Source organism: Actinomadura sp. NPDC000929 (assembly GCF_040492065.1).
Lineage (GTDB): Bacteria > Actinomycetota > Actinomycetes > Streptosporangiales > Streptosporangiaceae > Spirillospora > Spirillospora verrucosospora.
The window spans coordinates 1-16,564 of the sequence record NZ_JBEUPA010000172.1; the positions used below are offsets into that span (position 1 = coordinate 1).

Here is a 16,564-nt window from a genome sequence, read left to right on the forward strand (position 1 = left end):
CGCTCACCGGCGGGCCGGAGGGCGACACCCTGATCCGCCGCGCCGCCCGCGTCGCCGCCCGCACCAAGGGCGCCGACCTGCTGGCCGTCCACGTCGCCCGCAGCGACGGGCTGGCCGGCGTGAGCCCGGCGAACCTGACCCGGCAGCGCGCCCTGGTGGAGAGCCTCGGCGGCAGCTACCACCAGGTCGTCGGCGCGAACGTGCCGGACGCGCTGCTGGACTTCGCCGGCGGCGTCAACGCCACCCAGCTCGTCCTGGGGGCGTCCCGGCGCGGAAAGGTCGCGCAGATGTTCTCGCCCGGCGTCGGCGTCACGACGACGGCGCGGTCCGGATCCATCGACGTGCACCTCGTCACCCACGAGGAGATCGGCCAGGGGCGCCGCTGGAGGGCGCACCGGGCGGCGGGCCTTCCGTCCGTCCGCCGCTACGCCGGGTTCGCGCTGGCCGCCGCCGGGCTGCCGCTGCTGACCCTTCTGCTGGTGCAGATGCGCTGGCAGGTGCCCCTGGCCAGCGACATCCTGCTCTTCCAGGCCGCGGTGGTCGGGGTGGCCCTGGTGGGCGGGCTGTATCCCGCGCTGTTCGCCGCCATCGGCGGTTCGGTGCTGCTGAACTACTTCTTCACCCCGCCGACCGGGCAGTTCACCGTCGACCGAACCCAGGGGCTGCTCCAGCTCGTCGTCTTCGTCGTGGTGGGGGTGACGGTCAGCACGGTCGTGGACGTCACCGCCCGCCGCGGCAGAGAGGTGGCCGGGGCCCGCGCCGACGCGGAGGTGCTCTCCACCCTCGCGGGGGACATCCTGCGCGGAGAGCACGGCGCGGTCACCGCCCTCGGGCGTCCTCACGACGCGCTCGGCGGCATCCTCGAACGGCTCCGCGAGACGTTCGCGCTGACCACCGTCACGCTGCTGGAACGCGACCCCGAAGCGCCGGTGACCCCCGACAGCCTCAGCGACCCGGACTGCTGGGACGTCGTCGCCAGCACCGGCGGCGAGCCCTGCACCTGCCCGGACGCCGGCGAGGTCGACGTCCTGGTCGAGGACGGCACCCTGTCGCTCGTCCTGCGGGGACGGACGCTGCCCGCCTCGGACCGGCGCGTCCTGGAGGCGTTCGCCGCCCAGGCCGCCGTCGCGCTGCAGCACCGGCGCCTCGCCGAACGGGCCCGGAGGCTCCGGCCGCTGGAGGCCGCCGAGGAGATGCGCACCGCGCTGCTCACCACCGTCAGCCGCGACCTGCGCGCCCCCCTGGCGTCCGCGAGGGCCGCCGTCGAGAGCCTGCGCGGCCCGGGCGCGCCCGCCCCCGGCGAGCGCCGCGACGACGCGGTCGACACGGCCGCCGACTCCCTGGCCCGGCTCGACCATCTGGTGGACGACCTGCTGGACATGAGCCGTCTGCAGTCCGGCTCGCTCGACATCTCCCCGCGCCGGGTCGCCGCCGGGGACGCCGTCCCCCGCGCCGTCAGCGAGAACGACCGGGAGGCCGTCGAGCTCCGCATTCCCGAGGGCCTGCCCGACATGGTCGCCGACCCGGCCCTGCTGCGCCGCGTCCTGGCCAACGTCATCGCCAACGCCGTCCGTTTCAACCCGCCGGGCGCACCCGTCCTCGTCACCGCCAGCGCTCTCGGCGACCGCCTGGAGATCCGCGTCATCGACCGCGGGCCCGGGGTCCGGCTCGGCGACCGCGACCGCCTCTTCCAGCCGCTCCGGCGCCTCGGCGGCCGGGACGACGAGGCCGGCGTCGACCTGGCCCTCGCCTGCGGCCTCGCCGAGGCCATGGACGGCGACCTCACCCCCGAGGAGACCCCGGGCGGCGGGCTGACCATGGTCCTCACCATGCCGACCCGCCCGCCGCGGCCCCCGCCTCCGTCCGGGGAGCCGCCCGCCGCACCGGTCGGGGACGTGCCGGAATCCGACCTCGCCGACCCACTGATCGTCGACCGGGTCGCCGCCTGGCGCGACCGCATCGGCCACGGGAGGGACCGCCCGCCCCCACCGGACGGACCCGGGCAAGGCTGACGGCGCGGTTATACAGGGCAGGACTGGACGATCTGGTGGTCGCACCCGATGGCAAGGCAGCCGTCCGGCGGTGACGATGGAGGCTGAGGAGACCAGGCGAAGCGCCGGACCAGCGGGGGAGGGTTCATGACCAAGGGCCTCGCGAGGGAGCAACTGCTGCCCGGTTTCCTCACGTGGCCGTCGCTGGCGCTCCTGGCCTGCCTCGTCCTGATCACGATGCTGGCCGTCGCGTCGCTGCGGGTCGTCCCCGAGGGGGAGCGCCTGGTGGTCTCCCGCCTGGGCGGCCCTCCCACGGTGCGGGGGCCCGGCCGCACGCTGGTGGTGCCGGGCGTGCACCGCTCGGTCCGCGTCCCCATGCGATGGGGACCCCTCGACATATGGCTGGAGGCCCCCACCCGCGAGGGGGTGCCCCTGCGGCTGAAGGCCGTGGCCCTGGTGTCGGTGTCGGATCCCGCCCGCTGCGCGCTGCGGCCGGTTCCCCAGACGGCCGCGATCAGCGTCATCGTGGAGGGCCGCCTGCGCCGCCACGTGGCCCAGCGGCGCCTGAACGAACTCGGCGACCTGCTTCCCGGCCGGGCGAACCCCCTGGCCGCCGACCTGGACGCCGCCGTCGCCGAGTGGGGCCTGAAGATCACCGCGCTGGAGGTCGTCCGGGCCGACGTGCCCCTCCCGGCGCTGCACCGCTGGCTGACCGGCGAGGCCGCCCGCTGACCACGGCCACCACCATGACGGCCGCGGTGGCTCCGCCCAGCATCATGACCGTCGAAGGGGAGGTGCGGTCCATGATGACCCCGCCGACCAGGGCGCCGGTCGACAGCGTCGCCTGGAACGAGGCCGTGAACAGGACGGATGCCGCCTCCGGCGCGTGCGGGGCGGCTCTGGCGAACCAGGTCTGCGAACAGACCGGGACCGCCCCGTAGCCGGCGCCCCACAGGATGAGCAGCGTGAGGGCGCCAAGATCCCATCGCCCCAGAAGAGGAAGCGCCAGGGTGGCGATGGCGATCAGACCTCCGGCCGCGCCGAAGGTGGCGTGCGGATGGCGGGCCAGAGCCGTGCCCGCCAGGAAGTTGCCCAGGATGCCCGCGGCACCGTAGGCCAGCAGGAACACCGTGATCAGCCCCGGGGACACCTGCGTCACCCGTTCCAGGAAGGGCGTGACGTAGGTGTAGGCGCCGAAGTGCGCGAGGACGACCAGGACGGTCACCAGGAGCGCGCGACGTGTGTCGAGGCCGCGCACCATGCCGCGCAGTGCGGTGAGGCGGGTGGCCCCCTCCGCAGGCAGCGGGGGGACGAGCACGGCGAGCGCGATGAGCACCGCCACGGACAGCAGGCCCATGACCGCGAAGCTGGTCCGCCAGCCCGCGAGGTCTCCGATCAGCGTCCCGAGCGGCACGCCGAGAACCGATCCCAGCGGGACGGCCGAGAAGACGACCGCCGTCGCCCGGCGCGCCGACCGTGCGGGGACCAGCCGGTCGGCGAGGCCCGCGCCGATCGACCAGAAGCCGCCGATGACCACCCCGACGAGGACGCGTGAGACGAGCACCGCCCAGAACGCCGGGGCGGCCGCGGCGATGAAGTTCGCCGCCGCCAGCAGGAACATGCAGGCGCACAGCATGAGCCGCCGGTCGATCCGCGCCGTCGCGACGGTGACCGTGGGCGCGGCCGCCGCCGCGAGGTAGCCGGGCATGGTCATCATCAGCCCGGCCGTCCCGTCGGAGACGGTGAAGCCGGAGCCGATGGACGTCAGCAGCCCGATCGGCAGGATCTCGGTGGTGACGATCGCGAAGATCCCCATCATCACCGAGACCACCGCCGGCCAGTTGTTCGAGCCCGACCGAGCTGACATGGGAGAGCCGTCGGCCGAGGCGGTCACTGTTGACATCGGGTTCCGTCCTGTGAGGGGGAGTGGTCGTGCCTGCCCACTCAACAGGCGGTAACGGCCCAGGTCTGGCGGGTTCACGACGTCAACGTCGGCGACCCTGTTGGGGGTACGACAATAAGATCGCCGCCGTCCTGCCCCCCGCTGGCCGCCGGCATCGTCTCCGGCCGCTCCACGCGTAAGTGAAGATCCGCCTGGACCTCGGTCAGTCGATGCCCTCGACGATGCGGAAGTCGCGCTCGACGCCGTCGGAGAGGGCGGCCAGCGCCTCCTGGTAGACCGCGCTCTCGTGCGCCGCGACGGCCTGCTCGAAGCTGTCGAACTCGATCAGGACGGTGCGCTCGGCGATTCCGGCGTCATGCGCCTCGACCCGGCCGCCACGGACGAGGGCCCGGCCACCCCCGGCCTTGACGGCCGGACCGGCCAGCTTGTTGTAAGCAGCCAGCTTCTCGGGGTCTGAAATGGTGCGGTAGGCGCTGACCCAGTAGCCCTTGGGCATGGAACCTCCAGTGTTGGGATGAGTGCATCTGACTTACGGGTTGGTCTCGGACGAGCGTCGGCGGGCGAGGGCGAGGCTTGTCGGCGTCGTGATCGCCATGGCGCTCGACGTCCCGCTCTCGGGCGTGACGGCCGGCCCTTCGCGGTCCTGGCATTCGAACTCTGCCAGATGCTTCAGCGCCGGAAGGGCCGCCACCAGCGCCTCGACCTCGTCGCCGGTGAGCTCGCCGATCAATCGCTCGAAGGTCTGGACGCCCGCCTGGCGCCGCGTCCGGACGTAGGAGGCCCCGGCCTCGGTCAGGCATACCAGCGTGACCCGCCTGTCGGACGCGTCGCCCCGCCGCTCGACCAGGCCGGACTCCTCCATCACCCGGACCAGGGCGGTCATCGCGGGCTGGGTGACGCCCTCGACCGCGGCCAGGTCGGTGATGCGCCGCGGGCCGGTCCGGTCCAGGGTGGCCAGGGTGGCGGCGGACGTCAGGCTCATGTCCCGGGGCAGGCGTCTCGCGGCCCTGGTGGCCAGGCCGTAGAGGGCTTCCCCGATGGCGGCGGACGCGCCGGGAGCGGCGGCGTGACGATCCATGCCCGAAGCATAGCGCTTTTATATTCATAGTTTATGTAAATGGAACTCGCTCGCGCCGCCATCGACCGGACCGCCGAGGAGATGCGGGCCTCCATCGACGCGCAGTTGTCCGGGCCGGGCACGGCCGTCGAGCGCATCACCATCGCGCCCCGCAGGGCGGCCGGACTGCACGTGCACAACGGACCGGTCTTCGGCAGCGTCGAGACCGGGTCGGTCGTCTACCAGATCGAAGGCGAGGCCGCGGCCGTCCTGCGTCCCGGCGACGTGTTCCACGAGCCCGAGGGCGCCCGGATCGCGCGCTTCGACGCCGGGGAGGACGGCGTGACGTTCCTCGGGTACTTCCTGCTCGGCGCCGGCGAGGCCGCCGAGATCGAGTTCCCGGGCGGCTGAGCGAGGAGGGTCAGGCGTCCAGCCGCCTCAGCGCGGCGGCCAGCCGCTCCGCCGCCTCGTCGGCGACCGGTCCGAGGTCGCGCTGTTCGCTGACCGACACCATGACCTGCGGGTCCATCGCCTCCACGACGGTGTCGTCGCCGTCGGTGCGCACCACGACGTTGCAGGGCAGCAGCAGGCCGATCCGCCGGTCGACGCCGAGCGCACGGTGGGCGAGCCGCGGGTTGCAGGCCCCCAGGATGAGGTAGTCCTCCATCGCCTCGCCGAGCTTCTCGCGCAGGGTGGCCCGCACGTCGATCTCGGTCAGCACGCCGAAGCCCTGGTCCTTGAGGACCGCGCGCACCTGCTCGACTGTCTCGCCGAACGGCCGGCGCAGGCGGACGCTGATCGCGTAACCCATGATGCTCCCCCCAGGGAACCTTTCCCCGTGCGGCTCGGCCGACGCATCGGCTCCTTCGGGCCGGTCAGTCCTCGATGGTGATGCCGAGCTCCGCGGCGAACGCGTCCAGGAGGCTCATGGCGTCGCCGCTCGCGACGATCGCCCCCTGGAAGGAGTCCAGGCCGGCGACGCCGCGCAGGTCGCAGCCGCGGAACCGGACCGTCCTCATCCTGGCCTTGGAGAACTGGGCGCCGCCGAGCCGGCAGTTCTCGAACCGGACGTCGGTCATCTCGGCGGCCTGGAAGGTCGCCTCGGTCAGGTTGCAGTCGCGGAACACCACGTCCCGCAGATGCGCGTGCCTGAACCCGGTGAGGTCGGCGCGGCACCCCTCGACCAGCACGTCGCGCAGCCCGCTCTCGGCGAGCTGCATCCCCGTCATCCGCGCGTTCGCGATCCGCGTGTTGAACATCCGCGAGTTGAACGCCCGCAGGTTCGCCAGGTCGGCGTCGCTGAACGCGCAGTCGGCGAACCCCGCCCTGTGCAGGACCAACCCGGAGAAGCCGGTCTGGGTGAACCGGCAGCGTTCGAACTCGACGTCTTCGACACCGTCCGGGTCGTCCATGGAGAGGGCGTCCGCGCCGTACTCCAGCGACAGGTACTTCCCGTCGTGCCGGATGTGCCGCTCGACCTTCCCGGCGGGCGTGAGGCTGCGGGGGATGCGCGGTGGCCTGGGCTCTCTCACCGGGGACGAGGCGGGGGTACGAGCGGGCATGCGGCCGACCTTACTAGCCGGCCGCCCGTAGGTTGCGCGGGGTGCAGGTCTCCCAGTACACAGCACCATCGAGCAGGGCCGGTCAACGTTTTGCGGGAAATTTGCGGGTAGCAGAGCGTCGGCGGGGTCTGGATCCGCGCCAGGGCGCCGGCACCGGCGTTCGCGTGGCGGTCGTGGACGGAAGGGAGAGCCGTGCAGGGAGCGTTGCAGGCCGGAGGGTGGGGCCTGCTGGCCGGGTCGGCGCTGGTGATGGGGGCCCTGGTCGGCTACCTCGTGCCGGTCCCGGCCCGCATCGTCGCGAGTGTGATGGCGTTCGGCAGCGGCGTGCTGCTGTCGGCGGTGTCGTTCGACCTCATCGCCGAGGCGCATGAGAAGGGCGGGCTGACCCCGACGGCGATCGGCGCGGTGATCGGCGCGGTGCTCTACGCGGGCGCCAACGCCGTCCTGGCCTGGAGGGGCGCGCGGCACCGCAAGCGGTCGGGCGGGCAGCAGCCGTCGGAGGAGCAGCGGCCCGGCTCGGGCGGCGCGATCGCTCTGGGCGCGCTGCTGGACGGCGTGCCCGAGTCCATCGTGATCGGCACGAGCCTCCTGGGCGGCGGCGCGGTCAGCGTGGTCACCGTGGTCGCGGTGTTCATCAGCAACGTGCCCGAGGGACTGTCCAGCGCCTCGGGAATGCGCCGCGCGGGACGCGGCCGCGGGTACGTCTTCGGGCTGTGGAGCGGGATCGCGGTGATCAGCGCCCTGGCGGCGGTCTCGGGCTACACGGTGCTCGGCGGTGCCTCCGCCGACGTCCTGGCCGGCATCACCGCCCTGGCCGGCGGCGCCATCCTCACCATGATCGCCGACACGATGATCCCCGAGGCCTACGAGGACACCCACCTGTTCACCGGCCTGATCATGGTCGTGGGGTTCCTGGCGGCGTTCGCCCTGTCGCACGCCTGAGCCGCCCGGCCGCCTCACGCGGCCGTGAGGGGCCCTCCGGACGACCCCTCGGGCGGCTCGGCGGCCGGGGCCCCGTCGTGCACGACCACCTCGACCCCCGGGGCCAGGACCGCCGACCGCCCGGCGGCCAGGGCGCGGGCCGCGCGGTGGGAGGAGGCCACGTTCAGCCCCGCGCCGTGGAGGCGGACCATCAGCGCGGCGACGCGGACCTCCTCGGCGCTGTAGTCGCGGGCGTGGCCCGCGCCTTCGCCCGCCTGCGTCGCGCGCAGGTAGCCGGCGTTGGTCCATCTGTCGAGCTGCCGGTACGTCAACCCGGGGAGCCGGTCGAGCAGTTGACCTGCGTTCACATGCACCTCCTGCAACGGAGGTGTTCCCGCCCGGCGGGGTTCATGCGCGTCCGGAGGCGAGGGGGCCAGTGCCGGAAGCAGGACCGGGGACGGTCGAACCACCACCTGCCGGGCTAGCGGTCGGCGACCAGCACGCGGCCGGAACCGAGAGACCGCCGGCTGCGGACGGGCATGGCGAGCGCCCCGGCCAGGGTGAGCAGGTCGGTGTCGCGGGCCACCGCGTAACCCTGCCCGGTCAGCAGCTCCCGCATGGCGGCCGGCGTCCATGCCGACCGCCACGGTTCGTGCGCCATCGGGTCGGGCTGCCGGGACAGCCGCCTCATCGCACGGGCCACCGGCCGGCCGAGCGAGGCGACCAGCGACGGCGCCTGGTAGTGGACGACGAGCCGGCTTCCCGGCGCGGACGCCTTGGCGAGGGCTTGCAGCGTGGCCGCCGTCTCGGCGCGGGTCAGGTAGGGGACCACGCCCTCCCAGATCCAGGTGGTGGGCCGGTCGGTCCGGTGCCCCGCCGCGTCCAGGGAGTCGTCGAGCCTGTCGGCGGTGAAGTCGACGGGCACGAAGGCGATCTGCCCGGCGGGCGGGGAGAGAGCCGCGGCGCGCCGCCGCTTGTCCTGCTGGGAGCGGGGGTGGTCGACCTCGAAGACGGCGGTCCCGGCCAGCTCGGGCATGCGCCAGGCCCGTCCGTCCAGGCCGGCGCCGAGGATCACGACCTGCGGGTGGAGGCGCTCCCTGACGGCGTCGTCGACGGCCACCGTGCGGGGCGCCAGCCCCTCCGCCGTGGCCCGCAGGAACTCGTACTCCATCCGGGGCCCCCAGCCCTCGGGAGGCACGCCCGAGCGGGCCTGCTCCACCGCCGCCAGCTCGCCGGGCTCCAGCAGTGCCGACGCGGTGGGATCCGCGAACCGGTCCGGGGCCAGGCGGCCGTGCGCTACGGCCCGGGCCTGGCAGACGAGCACGGCGGTGCGGCTTCCTTCCCTCGTGTCCATGGCGGGTGTCCCTTCGTTCGCGGCCGCCTCGTCGCCCGGACGACCGCGGCGCGCCGTACCCTCGTGACGGTGCTGCTCGATCTCATCACGATCGTCGTGGACGACTACGACGAAGCCGTCGAATTCTTCACCGGCGCCCTCGGGTTCGACCTGGTCGAGGACTCGCCTTCGCTCACCAACGACGGGCGTCCCAAGCGGTGGGTGGTCGTCCGGCCGCCGGGCGCCCAGACCGGGATCCTGCTCGCCCGCGCGGACGGCTCCCGGCAGGCCGCCGTTGTCGGCGACCAGGTCGCCGGGCGGGTGGGGTTCTTCCTGCGGGTGGAGGACTTCGAGGCCGCCCGCGAGCGCATGACGGCCGCGGGCGTCGAGTTCGTCACGCCGCCCCGCTCCGAACCCTACGGACGCGTCGCCGTCTTCCTCGATATCGCCGGCAACCGCTGGGACCTGCTCGGTCCGGCCGAGGACCCGCCGGGCCCCTAGCGGCGGGAATCCCGGGTGCGGAGGGCCGACAGCTCCTCGTTCATCGCGCGCAGGAAGCGCAGGACGAGACGCAGCTCCTCCTCGCTGAACCCGCTCCGCGCCGCGTCGGTGCTCTCCGCCAGGGGACGGAAGTACTCGCGGCCCATGGCCATCGCCGACGGCTCGTACCGCAGATGGACGACCCGCCGGTCGGCGGGGTCGCGCGTCCGGGTGATGTGGCCGAGGCGTTCGAGGCGGTCGAGGCAGGCGGTGACCGCGCCGGAGGTGACGTTCAGCTCCTCGCGCAGCCGCCCCGGCGTCATCGGCCGGCCGGGGGAGCGCAGCGGCGCGTCCATGATCGCGACCAGGGCCTGGACGTCGGTGGGGTGCAGGCCGCTGGCGTGGGCGAACTCGTGCGCGATCCGGTTGAACTCGGCGTTCATCCGGCGCAGCTCGACGGCGAACGTCCGGAGGCCGGCGGGGCCCTCCGTCTCCTCCGCTCCCTCGGGCATGCGGACAGATTACATTAACTCAATCATTGAGATAGTTAATGATTGAGCTATTTGTGGGTAGGGCCGCCGCAGGTCGAACTCGCTGGAGGAACCGATGCGTACACCACCGCGCCCCGTCCGCTGGGCGATCCCGGCCGTGCTGCTCCTGGTCTGGCTGGCCGTCGGCGGCGCCTTCGGCCCGTACGCCGGGAAGCTCGGCGAGGTGTCCACCAACGACCAGGCCGCCTTCCTGCCGCGCAGCGCCGAGTCCACCCAGGTCCTGCGGGCCCAGCAGGCCTTCGCCGAGAAGGAGACCGTGCCCGCCATCGTCGTGTGGACGGCGAACGGCCGGGTCTCCGACGCCCAGCGGGACGCGGCGACCCGCGCGCTCGCCGGCCTGCGGGGCGCGCCCGGCACGCTCGGGGCGCCGTCGCCCGCCCTGCGCTCGGACGACGGCCGGGCGCTGGAGGGCGTCGTCCCCCTCAGACCCGACCTCGGCGACGAACTGCCGGCCGTGCTGGACGAGGTCCGGGCGGCGGCGAAGACCGTCCCCGGGACGAAGGCGCAGATCAGCGGGCCGGCCGCCACCCAGGCCGACCTGTCGGACGCGTTCGCCGGGATCGACGGGCTGCTGCTGGGCGTCGCGCTCGTCGCCGTCCTGCTCATCCTGCTGCTGGTGTACCGCAGCCTGCTGCTCCCGCTGGTGATCATCCTCGGGGCGGTGTTCGCGCTGGGCCTGGCGTGCGCGGTGGTCTACGCGCTCGCCAAGAACGACATCGTCAGAGTCGACGGCCAGGTCCAGGGCATCCTGTCGATCCTGGTCATCGGCGCCGCCACCGACTACGCGCTGCTGCTGGCGGCCCGCTTCCGGGAGGAGGCGGCGGCGGGCCGGGACCGCTTCGCCGCCGGCTGGGCGGCCGTGCGCGGATCGTTCGGCGCCATCGTCGCCAGCGGCGCCACCGTCGCGCTCGGACTGCTCGCGCTGCTGCTCAGCAACCTCACGAACAACCGGGCCCTCGGGCCCGTCGGCGCCATCGGCATCGCCTGCGCCGTCCTCAGCGCGCTCACGTTCCTCCCCGCGGTCCTCGTCGTGCTCGGACGGGTCGCGTTCTGGCCCGCCAAGCCCAGGCCCCCGGCCGAAGGCGCCCACGGGGGGAGGGGGCTGTGGGCCCGCGTCGCGCGCCTCGTCGACCTGCACCCGCGCCGCGTCGTCGCCGGGACGGGCATCGCCCTCATCGCCTGCGCCGCGTTCGCGCCGGGGCTGCGCGCCCACGGCGTCCCGCTGGACGAGACGTTCATCAACGACGCGCCCTCCGTCGCCGCGCAGCGCACGCTCTCCCAGCACTTCCCCGGCGGGTCCGGCCAGCCGGCGATCATCATCGCCGACGCGGCGCAGGCCAGGGCCGTGACCGACGCCGCCGCCCGCACCGAGGGCGTCGCGGACGCCGCGCCCGTCGGCGCGTCGGGCCGTCCCGGCGGGCCGCCGAAGATCGTGGACGGGCGGATCCGGATCGACGCGACGCTGAAGGCGGCCGCCGACAGCGACGCCGCGAAGGCCACCCTCAAGCGCCTGCGCGCCGCGGTGCACGGCGTCCCCGGGGCGGACGCGCTGGTCGGCGGCTACACCGCGCAGCAGTACGACACCCAGCAGACCGCGGCCCACGACCGGACCCTCATCATCCCGGTCGTCCTGGCGATCATCCTGGTCATCCTGGTGGTGCTGCTGCGCTCGCTGCCGCTGCCCGTCCTGCTCATCGCGACCGTCGCGCTGAACTACGTCGCCACGCTCGGCGTCGCGGCCCTGGTGTTCCGCCACCTGTTCGGCTTCACCGGCCTGGACGCCTCCGTGCCGCTCTACGGTTTCGTGTTCCTGGTCGCGCTCGGCGTCGACTACAACATCTTCCTGATGTCGCGGGTCCGGGAGGAGACGCGGCGCTGGGGCGTGCGGGAGGGCGTCCTGCGCGGCCTGACGGCGACCGGCGGCGTCATCACCTCGGCGGGGGTCGTGCTGGCCGCCACGTTCGCCGCCCTCGTCGTCATTCCGCTGTCCTTCCTGGCGCAGATCGCGTTCATCGTCGCGTTCGGCGTGCTGCTGGACACGCTCGTGGTCCGGTCCCTGCTGGTTCCGGCGCTCGTCCGTATGATCGGCCCCAAGGTGTGGTGGCCCGCCCGTTTCGACCACCATCCGCAGGACGCCGGAACGGCCGAGACCGTCCGGGCCGCCCGGGGAGACAGGTGACGAGGCGTGAGCAACACCTTCGAAGCCCTCGGGACGTCCGAGGGTGATCTGCACCTGTCCAACGGCGGGACGGACGTCTTCTTCGACGTGCTCACCCTTGCCGGGTGCGCCCTCGCGGAATCCGCCTGGGAGAGCAATCTCGTGCTGTACTTCGCGGACGGGCACCGCCTCGGCCGCGGTACGGACGGGTTCGATCTGAACGAGCTCCCGTGGACGGCGAACTGGCCGGCCGAGAAGGCGTTCCTGCTGCGCGTCCTCGACCTGGCGCTGACCCGGCACGGCTGGGACCTGCTCGCCTACCACCCTCCTTTCGCGCTCGACTACCTCGGCCGGTACCGCGCGATGGTGGACGGATGGCCCGCGCCCATCCCGGTGCGGACTCCGGCGCCACGACCCGACTGGACCGTCCCGCCGCCTCCCGACCACCTTGAGCGCTGCCCGAAGCACGCCCTCTACAACGGCATGCTGGGCTGCCGCCTCTGCGACCTGAGCCTTCAGCCCCTGCCCGAGTAGCGGCTGGGGAGTGCTCGGAGGAGGCCGCCCGTCGTTCCACGGGGCACCGGCGACGGGACCGCCTCAGGACTCGGAGAAGTCGTCCCGGGACAGCCCCTTCTCCGCCATCTTGTCCTCGAGCTCGGCGCCCAGTTCGGTGCGCACGTCAGGCCGCTTCCCGCGTTCCTGGCCGGGCTCCGCCTGGTCGGTGTCCTCGGTCTTCGGAGCGTTCTCCTCCGGCGTGGTCAACTCCGCCCCCTCGGTGTCGATCGAGTCGCCGGCTCCTCCGGCCACCGCATACGGCTACCCGGCCACATCCGGCTCTAACGACCCGGCCGCCCCGCCCTCCGCCCCGGGAGGCCGGGACGTGGCGCAGGTCACAGGGCGGCGCTGTCACGCGGAGCGGGGCGCCGGCATCTCCATGGTCGTCAGGACGCCGCGGGAACGATCCGCGCGGTGCGCACCTCAACACGCTGGGAGCAAAGGCATGGAACCCCGTCTGAACCTGATGACCAACGAGTTCGCCGCCAGGGTGGGCCGGCGGTTCGCCGCCGTCAGCGTGGCGATCGAGCAGTCGTCGCTGCCCCGGGACCTGCAGGAGCTGGTGATGCTGCGCGCCAGCCAGATCAACGGCTGCGGCTGGTGCGTGGACCTCCACACCAAGGAGGCCGCGGCCGCCGGGGAGAGCGCGGTCCGGCTGCACCTGGTCGCCGCCTGGCGCGAGTCGACCGTCTTCACCGAGGCCGAGCGGGCCGCGCTGGCGCTGGCCGAGGAGGGCACCCGGCTCGCCGACGCGCACCAGGGCGTCTCGGACGAGACGTGGGCCCGGGCCCGCGAGCACTACGACGACGACCAGCTCGCCGCGCTGGTCTACCTGGTGGCGATGATCAACGCGGCCAACCGGCTCGGCGTGATCGCGCGCAACCAGGGCGGCTCCTACGAGCCCGGCATGTTCGCCGCCCTGGCGGACTGACCGGCGCGCAAACGTCAGGGCCGGCCGCCACGATGGGGAGGACACCCGAAGAGGAGGACGGAATGTCGTATCCGAAAGAGCTCTTCCACGGAGACGAGGGCGAGGTCAGCGGCAGGATGCGGGAGGGCGGCTCCGCGCCCGACCTGCTGATCGGCACGCGCTCCGAGGTGCACTACCTGGCCACGGGCGCATCAACCGGCGGCCAGTACGGGCTCTACCGGTGGGACATGAGTGCCGAGCCAGGGCGCGGCGCGGGGGCGCACTTCCACAAGACGATGTCGGAGTCGTTCTTCGTCCTGTCCGGCACCGTCGCGCTCTACGACGGGGACCGCTGGGTCGACGCCTCGCCCGGCGACTTCCTGTTCGTCCCGCCGGGTGGGATCCACGCGTTCGACAATCCGCACGGGGCGGCCTCGATGCTGGTCCTGTTCGCCCCGGGGGCTCCGCGCGAGGCCTACTTCGAGGAGCTGGCGGAGATCGTGAAGAGCGGGCGGCGGCTCAGCGAGAAGGAGTGGGCCGACCTCTACCACCGTCACGACCAGTACATGGTCTGAGGTGGGGCCGGGAATCCGGGGGAATGGAGGGCGCGCGTAGGGCGACTCTTCCCTCCACTCTCAACGTATAGCGCACCGGGGGGCTTGCGGCAAGACCCGGGTCGTGCCGCAGAATCGTCCGCCGAGGCCGGAACCTGCGGAGACCGGGGGCGCAGCGCAGGGCCGTCGTCGTCGTGCCGGTGGCGCGGGGACGGCGGTCCGCCGGCGGCTCCCCGGCGGTCGCGGGAACCCGCCGCCACGACCAGCGATCACGACCCGGAGCCGATACGTGAATCCTCTGACCGCCAGCGTGTTCGACCTCCCCGAGCGCCTGTCCGCCAAGGCCGACCCGGCGCTGATCGAGCGTGACGAGCGGCATTTCGCGGCCGTCGCGCGGTGCCTCGACCAGACGATCTCCAACCTGTCCGACCGCCTCGAAGCCGAGCGCAGGGCGCCCGGGGGGATCGGCCAGGGCGCGATGGACCGGGACATGGAGATCCACCGGCTGACCGCCCGCCTGCGCACGCTGCGCCGATTCGGCCTCGACCTCTGCCTCGGGCACATGGCCGCCGCGGACGGTTCCGAGCCCGTGTACATCGGGCGGCTCGGGCTCACCGACGGCGAGGGCCGCCGGCTGCTGCTCGACTGGCGCTCGCCCGCGGCCGAACCGTTCTTCGGGGCGACCCACGCCGACCCGATGGGGCTGGCGAGCCGCCGCAGGTACCGCTGGACCCGCGGCCGGATCAGCGACTACTGGGACGAGGTGTTCACCGCCGAGGGGTTCGCGGGGCACGCGGCGCTGGACGACCAGTCCGCGTTCATCGCGAGCCTGGGGAGCGACCGCTCGGACCGGATGCGCGACGTGCTCGGCACCATCCAGGCCGACCAGGACGCGATCATCCGCGCGGGGTCCCGCGGCGCCCTCGTCGTCGACGGCGGACCGGGGACGGGCAAGACGGTCGTCGCCCTGCACCGCTCCGCCTACCTCCTCTACTCCGACCCCCGCCTCGGCCACCACCGCGGCGGGGTGCTGTTCGTCGGCCCGCACCAGCCCTACCTGGCCTACGTGTCCGACGTGCTCCCCAGCCTCGGGGAGGAGGGCGTGCAGATCTGCACCCTGCGCGACCTCGTCGCCGAGGGGCCCGGCGCGGCGGTCGAGACCGACCCGGAGGCGGCCCGCCTGAAGTCGTCCGCGGACATGGTGAAGGCGATCGAGAAGGCCGTCGCGTTCTACGAGAACCCGCCCACCGAGGGCATGGAGGTCAGCGCCCACTGGGGCGAGGTCTGGCTGAGCCCCGCCGACTGGGCCGAGGCGTTCCAGGCGCCGGAGCCCGGCACGCCGCACAACGAGGCGCGCGACCAGATCTGGGAGGAGCTGCTCACGATCCTCGCGGACAAGCACGAGGGGGTGGACGAGGGCGAAGGGGCGGCGTCGCCCGACATGCTCCGCAGGTCGCTCGGGCAGGACCGGGGGCTGCGCACCGCCTTCAACCGGGCGTGGCCGCTGATCGAGGCGGCCGACCTCGTCGGCGACCTGTGGTCGGTGCCCGCCTACCTGCGTTTGTGCGCTCCCTGGCTCGGCAGGGACGAGATCCGCAGGCTGCAGCGCGAGGACGCCCAGGCCTGGACGGTGTCGGACCTGCCGCTCCTGGACGCGGCGCGGCAGCGCCTCGGCGACCCGGGGGCCTCGCTGCGCAGGCGCCGCCGCGAGGCCGCCCTCGCCGCCGAGCGCGAGCACAGGGAGAGGGTCGTGGACGACCTCGCCGAGGTGGCCGACGACGAGTACGGGACGGGGCTCGTGACGATGCTGCGCGGCGAGGACTTCCATGACGCCCTCGTCGACGAGAGCGCGCTGGCCGTCGCCGACCCCGACCTGCTCGCCGGCCCGTTCGCGCACGTCGTCGTGGACGAGGCGCAGGAGCTGACCGACGCGGAGTGGCAGATGCTGCTGCTGCGCTGCCCGTCGCGGAGCTTCACCATCGTCGGGGACCGCGCGCAGGCCAGGCACGGGTTCACCGAGTCGTGGCGGGAACGGCTCGAACGGGTCGGGCTCGACCGGATCGAGCTGGCCTCCCTCGGCATCAACTACCGGACGCCGGAGGAGATCATGGCGGAGGCCGAGCCGGTCATCCGGGCCGCGCTCCCGGACGCCAACGTGCCGACCTCGATCCGCGCCACCGGCATCCCCGTCGTCCGGGGACCGGTCGCGGACCTGGACCGGGTCCTCGACGCCTGGCTCGACGCGAACGACGACGGGGTCGCCTGCGTCATCGGCGCCCCCGCGTTCAAGGGAAGGCCCCGCGTCCGGTCGCTGACCCCCGAACTGGCCAAGGGGCTGGAGTTCGACCTGGTCGTGCTCGTCGACCCGGACGGGTTCGGCGAGGGCATCGAAGGCGCGGTCGACCGCTATGTCGCGATGACCCGGGCGACGCGGGAGCTCGTCGTCCTCACGGGCTCCTGACACCGTCCGCGCGGACCCCCGGCCGGCCGGGCCCCGGAGGGTCAGTCGCCGACCTGGCTCGCCGGGCTCGGGCCGCCGAGCCCGGCGCGCAGCGCGCGCAGCCGGGAGGGCGGGGGGGCGCGCGGGGC

At 73.6% G+C, this 16,564-nt stretch carries 19 protein-coding genes; 10 read left to right on the forward strand and 9 right to left on the reverse strand.

The window, feature by feature from the left end:
- Positions 1-2,012, forward strand: a 2,012-nt coding sequence (locus ABWI04_RS36725; protein WP_353835263.1) for a DUF4118 domain-containing protein, incomplete at its 5' end; no start/stop codon positions are given.
- Positions 2,013-2,138: 126 nt separating this feature from the next.
- A complete protein-coding gene (locus tag ABWI04_RS36730; protein ID WP_345181313.1) occupies positions 2,139-2,723 on the forward strand; it encodes an SPFH domain-containing protein in 585 nt (194 codons plus the stop codon).
- Here the strand turns inward: ABWI04_RS36730 and ABWI04_RS36735 are convergent.
- From ABWI04_RS36735 to ABWI04_RS36745, 3 genes are all read right to left on the reverse strand, one after another.
- Positions 2,644-3,858, reverse strand: coding sequence for an MFS transporter (locus tag ABWI04_RS36735; protein WP_353835264.1), 1,215 nt, complete (start codon positions 3,856-3,858; stop codon positions 2,644-2,646). The two genes, ABWI04_RS36730 and ABWI04_RS36735, sit on opposite strands and share 80 nt — an antisense overlap.
- Positions 3,859-4,096: 238 nt before the next feature.
- Positions 4,097-4,390 (reverse strand): DUF1330 domain-containing protein, encoded by a 294-nt coding sequence (locus ABWI04_RS36740; protein ID WP_353835265.1) that lies wholly within the window; start codon positions 4,388-4,390, stop codon positions 4,097-4,099.
- A 33-nt stretch (positions 4,391-4,423) separates the two neighbouring features.
- On the reverse strand, positions 4,424-4,972 hold the full coding sequence (locus ABWI04_RS36745; protein ID WP_345181304.1) for a MarR family winged helix-turn-helix transcriptional regulator: 549 nt from the start codon (positions 4,970-4,972) through the stop codon (positions 4,424-4,426).
- Between the two features lie 39 nt (positions 4,973-5,011).
- On the opposite strand from ABWI04_RS36745, the gene ABWI04_RS36750 reads away from it, so the two are divergent.
- Positions 5,012-5,362, forward strand: a complete 351-nt coding sequence (locus ABWI04_RS36750) for a cupin domain-containing protein (RefSeq protein WP_353835266.1) — start codon at positions 5,012-5,014, stop codon at positions 5,360-5,362.
- A 10-nt stretch (positions 5,363-5,372) separates the two neighbouring features.
- On the opposite strand, the gene ABWI04_RS36755 is transcribed toward ABWI04_RS36750, so the two are convergent.
- Both ABWI04_RS36755 and ABWI04_RS36760 read right to left on the reverse strand, forming a co-directional pair.
- Positions 5,373-5,762 carry a DUF302 domain-containing protein gene (locus ABWI04_RS36755; protein ID WP_345181299.1) on the reverse strand — a complete coding sequence of 130 codons (390 nt, stop codon included), beginning with the start codon at positions 5,760-5,762 and terminating at the stop codon, positions 5,373-5,375.
- Positions 5,763-5,826: 64 nt separating this feature from the next.
- Positions 5,827-6,513, reverse strand: coding sequence for a pentapeptide repeat-containing protein (locus ABWI04_RS36760; RefSeq protein WP_353835267.1), 687 nt, complete (start codon positions 6,511-6,513; stop codon positions 5,827-5,829).
- Between the two features lie 192 nt (positions 6,514-6,705).
- Here ABWI04_RS36760 and ABWI04_RS36765 point away from each other — a divergent pair, with 192 nt between their 5' ends.
- Positions 6,706-7,455: a ZIP family metal transporter gene (locus tag ABWI04_RS36765; protein WP_345181294.1), complete on the forward strand. Its 750-nt coding sequence runs from the start codon at positions 6,706-6,708 to the stop codon at positions 7,453-7,455.
- 14 nt (positions 7,456-7,469) lie between these two features.
- Here the strand turns inward: ABWI04_RS36765 and ABWI04_RS36770 are convergent, their stop codons facing one another.
- The gene (locus ABWI04_RS36770) at positions 7,470-7,802 is read right to left on the reverse strand and encodes a MerR family transcriptional regulator (RefSeq protein WP_353835268.1); all 333 of its coding nucleotides are present in this window, start codon (positions 7,800-7,802) and stop codon (positions 7,470-7,472) included.
- A 113-nt stretch (positions 7,803-7,915) separates the two neighbouring features.
- Positions 7,916-8,788, reverse strand: a complete 873-nt coding sequence (locus ABWI04_RS36775; protein ID WP_353835269.1) for a class I SAM-dependent methyltransferase — start codon at positions 8,786-8,788, stop codon at positions 7,916-7,918.
- A gap of 69 nt (positions 8,789-8,857) precedes the next feature.
- Here ABWI04_RS36775 and ABWI04_RS36780 point away from each other — a divergent pair, with 69 nt between their 5' ends.
- A complete protein-coding gene (locus ABWI04_RS36780; RefSeq protein ID WP_353835270.1) occupies positions 8,858-9,268 on the forward strand; it encodes a VOC family protein in 411 nt (136 codons plus the stop codon).
- Here the strand turns inward: ABWI04_RS36780 and ABWI04_RS36785 are convergent.
- On the reverse strand, positions 9,265-9,759 hold the full coding sequence (locus tag ABWI04_RS36785; protein WP_353835271.1) for a MarR family winged helix-turn-helix transcriptional regulator: 495 nt from the start codon (positions 9,757-9,759) through the stop codon (positions 9,265-9,267). The genes ABWI04_RS36780 and ABWI04_RS36785 overlap by 4 nt on opposite strands.
- A gap of 94 nt (positions 9,760-9,853) precedes the next feature.
- Between ABWI04_RS36785 and ABWI04_RS36790 the strand changes: the two genes are divergently transcribed.
- A complete protein-coding gene (locus tag ABWI04_RS36790) occupies positions 9,854-11,977 on the forward strand; it encodes an MMPL family transporter (RefSeq protein ID WP_353835272.1) in 2,124 nt (707 codons plus the stop codon).
- Between the two features lie 6 nt (positions 11,978-11,983).
- Positions 11,984-12,490 carry a hypothetical protein gene (locus tag ABWI04_RS36795; RefSeq protein WP_353835273.1) on the forward strand — a complete coding sequence of 169 codons (507 nt, stop codon included), beginning with the start codon at positions 11,984-11,986 and terminating at the stop codon, positions 12,488-12,490.
- Between the two features lie 63 nt (positions 12,491-12,553).
- Here ABWI04_RS36795 and ABWI04_RS36800 read toward each other — a convergent pair whose 3' ends face one another.
- Positions 12,554-12,763: a hypothetical protein gene (locus ABWI04_RS36800; RefSeq protein WP_345181279.1), complete on the reverse strand. Its 210-nt coding sequence runs from the start codon at positions 12,761-12,763 to the stop codon at positions 12,554-12,556.
- 193 nt (positions 12,764-12,956) lie between these two features.
- Here ABWI04_RS36800 and ABWI04_RS36805 point away from each other — a divergent pair, with 193 nt between their 5' ends.
- The 3 genes from ABWI04_RS36805 to helR all read left to right on the forward strand — a co-directional run bounded on the left by ABWI04_RS36805 (position 12,957) and on the right by helR (position 16,436).
- Positions 12,957-13,442: a carboxymuconolactone decarboxylase family protein gene (locus tag ABWI04_RS36805; RefSeq protein ID WP_345181277.1), complete on the forward strand. Its 486-nt coding sequence runs from the start codon at positions 12,957-12,959 to the stop codon at positions 13,440-13,442.
- Positions 13,443-13,504: 62 nt separating this feature from the next.
- On the forward strand, positions 13,505-13,996 hold the full coding sequence (locus tag ABWI04_RS36810) for a cupin domain-containing protein (protein ID WP_353835274.1): 492 nt from the start codon (positions 13,505-13,507) through the stop codon (positions 13,994-13,996).
- Between the two features lie 268 nt (positions 13,997-14,264).
- Positions 14,265-16,436, forward strand: a complete 2,172-nt coding sequence (gene helR / locus ABWI04_RS36815; RefSeq protein ID WP_353835275.1) for an RNA polymerase recycling motor ATPase HelR — start codon at positions 14,265-14,267, stop codon at positions 16,434-16,436.
- Positions 16,437-16,564 lie beyond the last annotated feature (128 nt).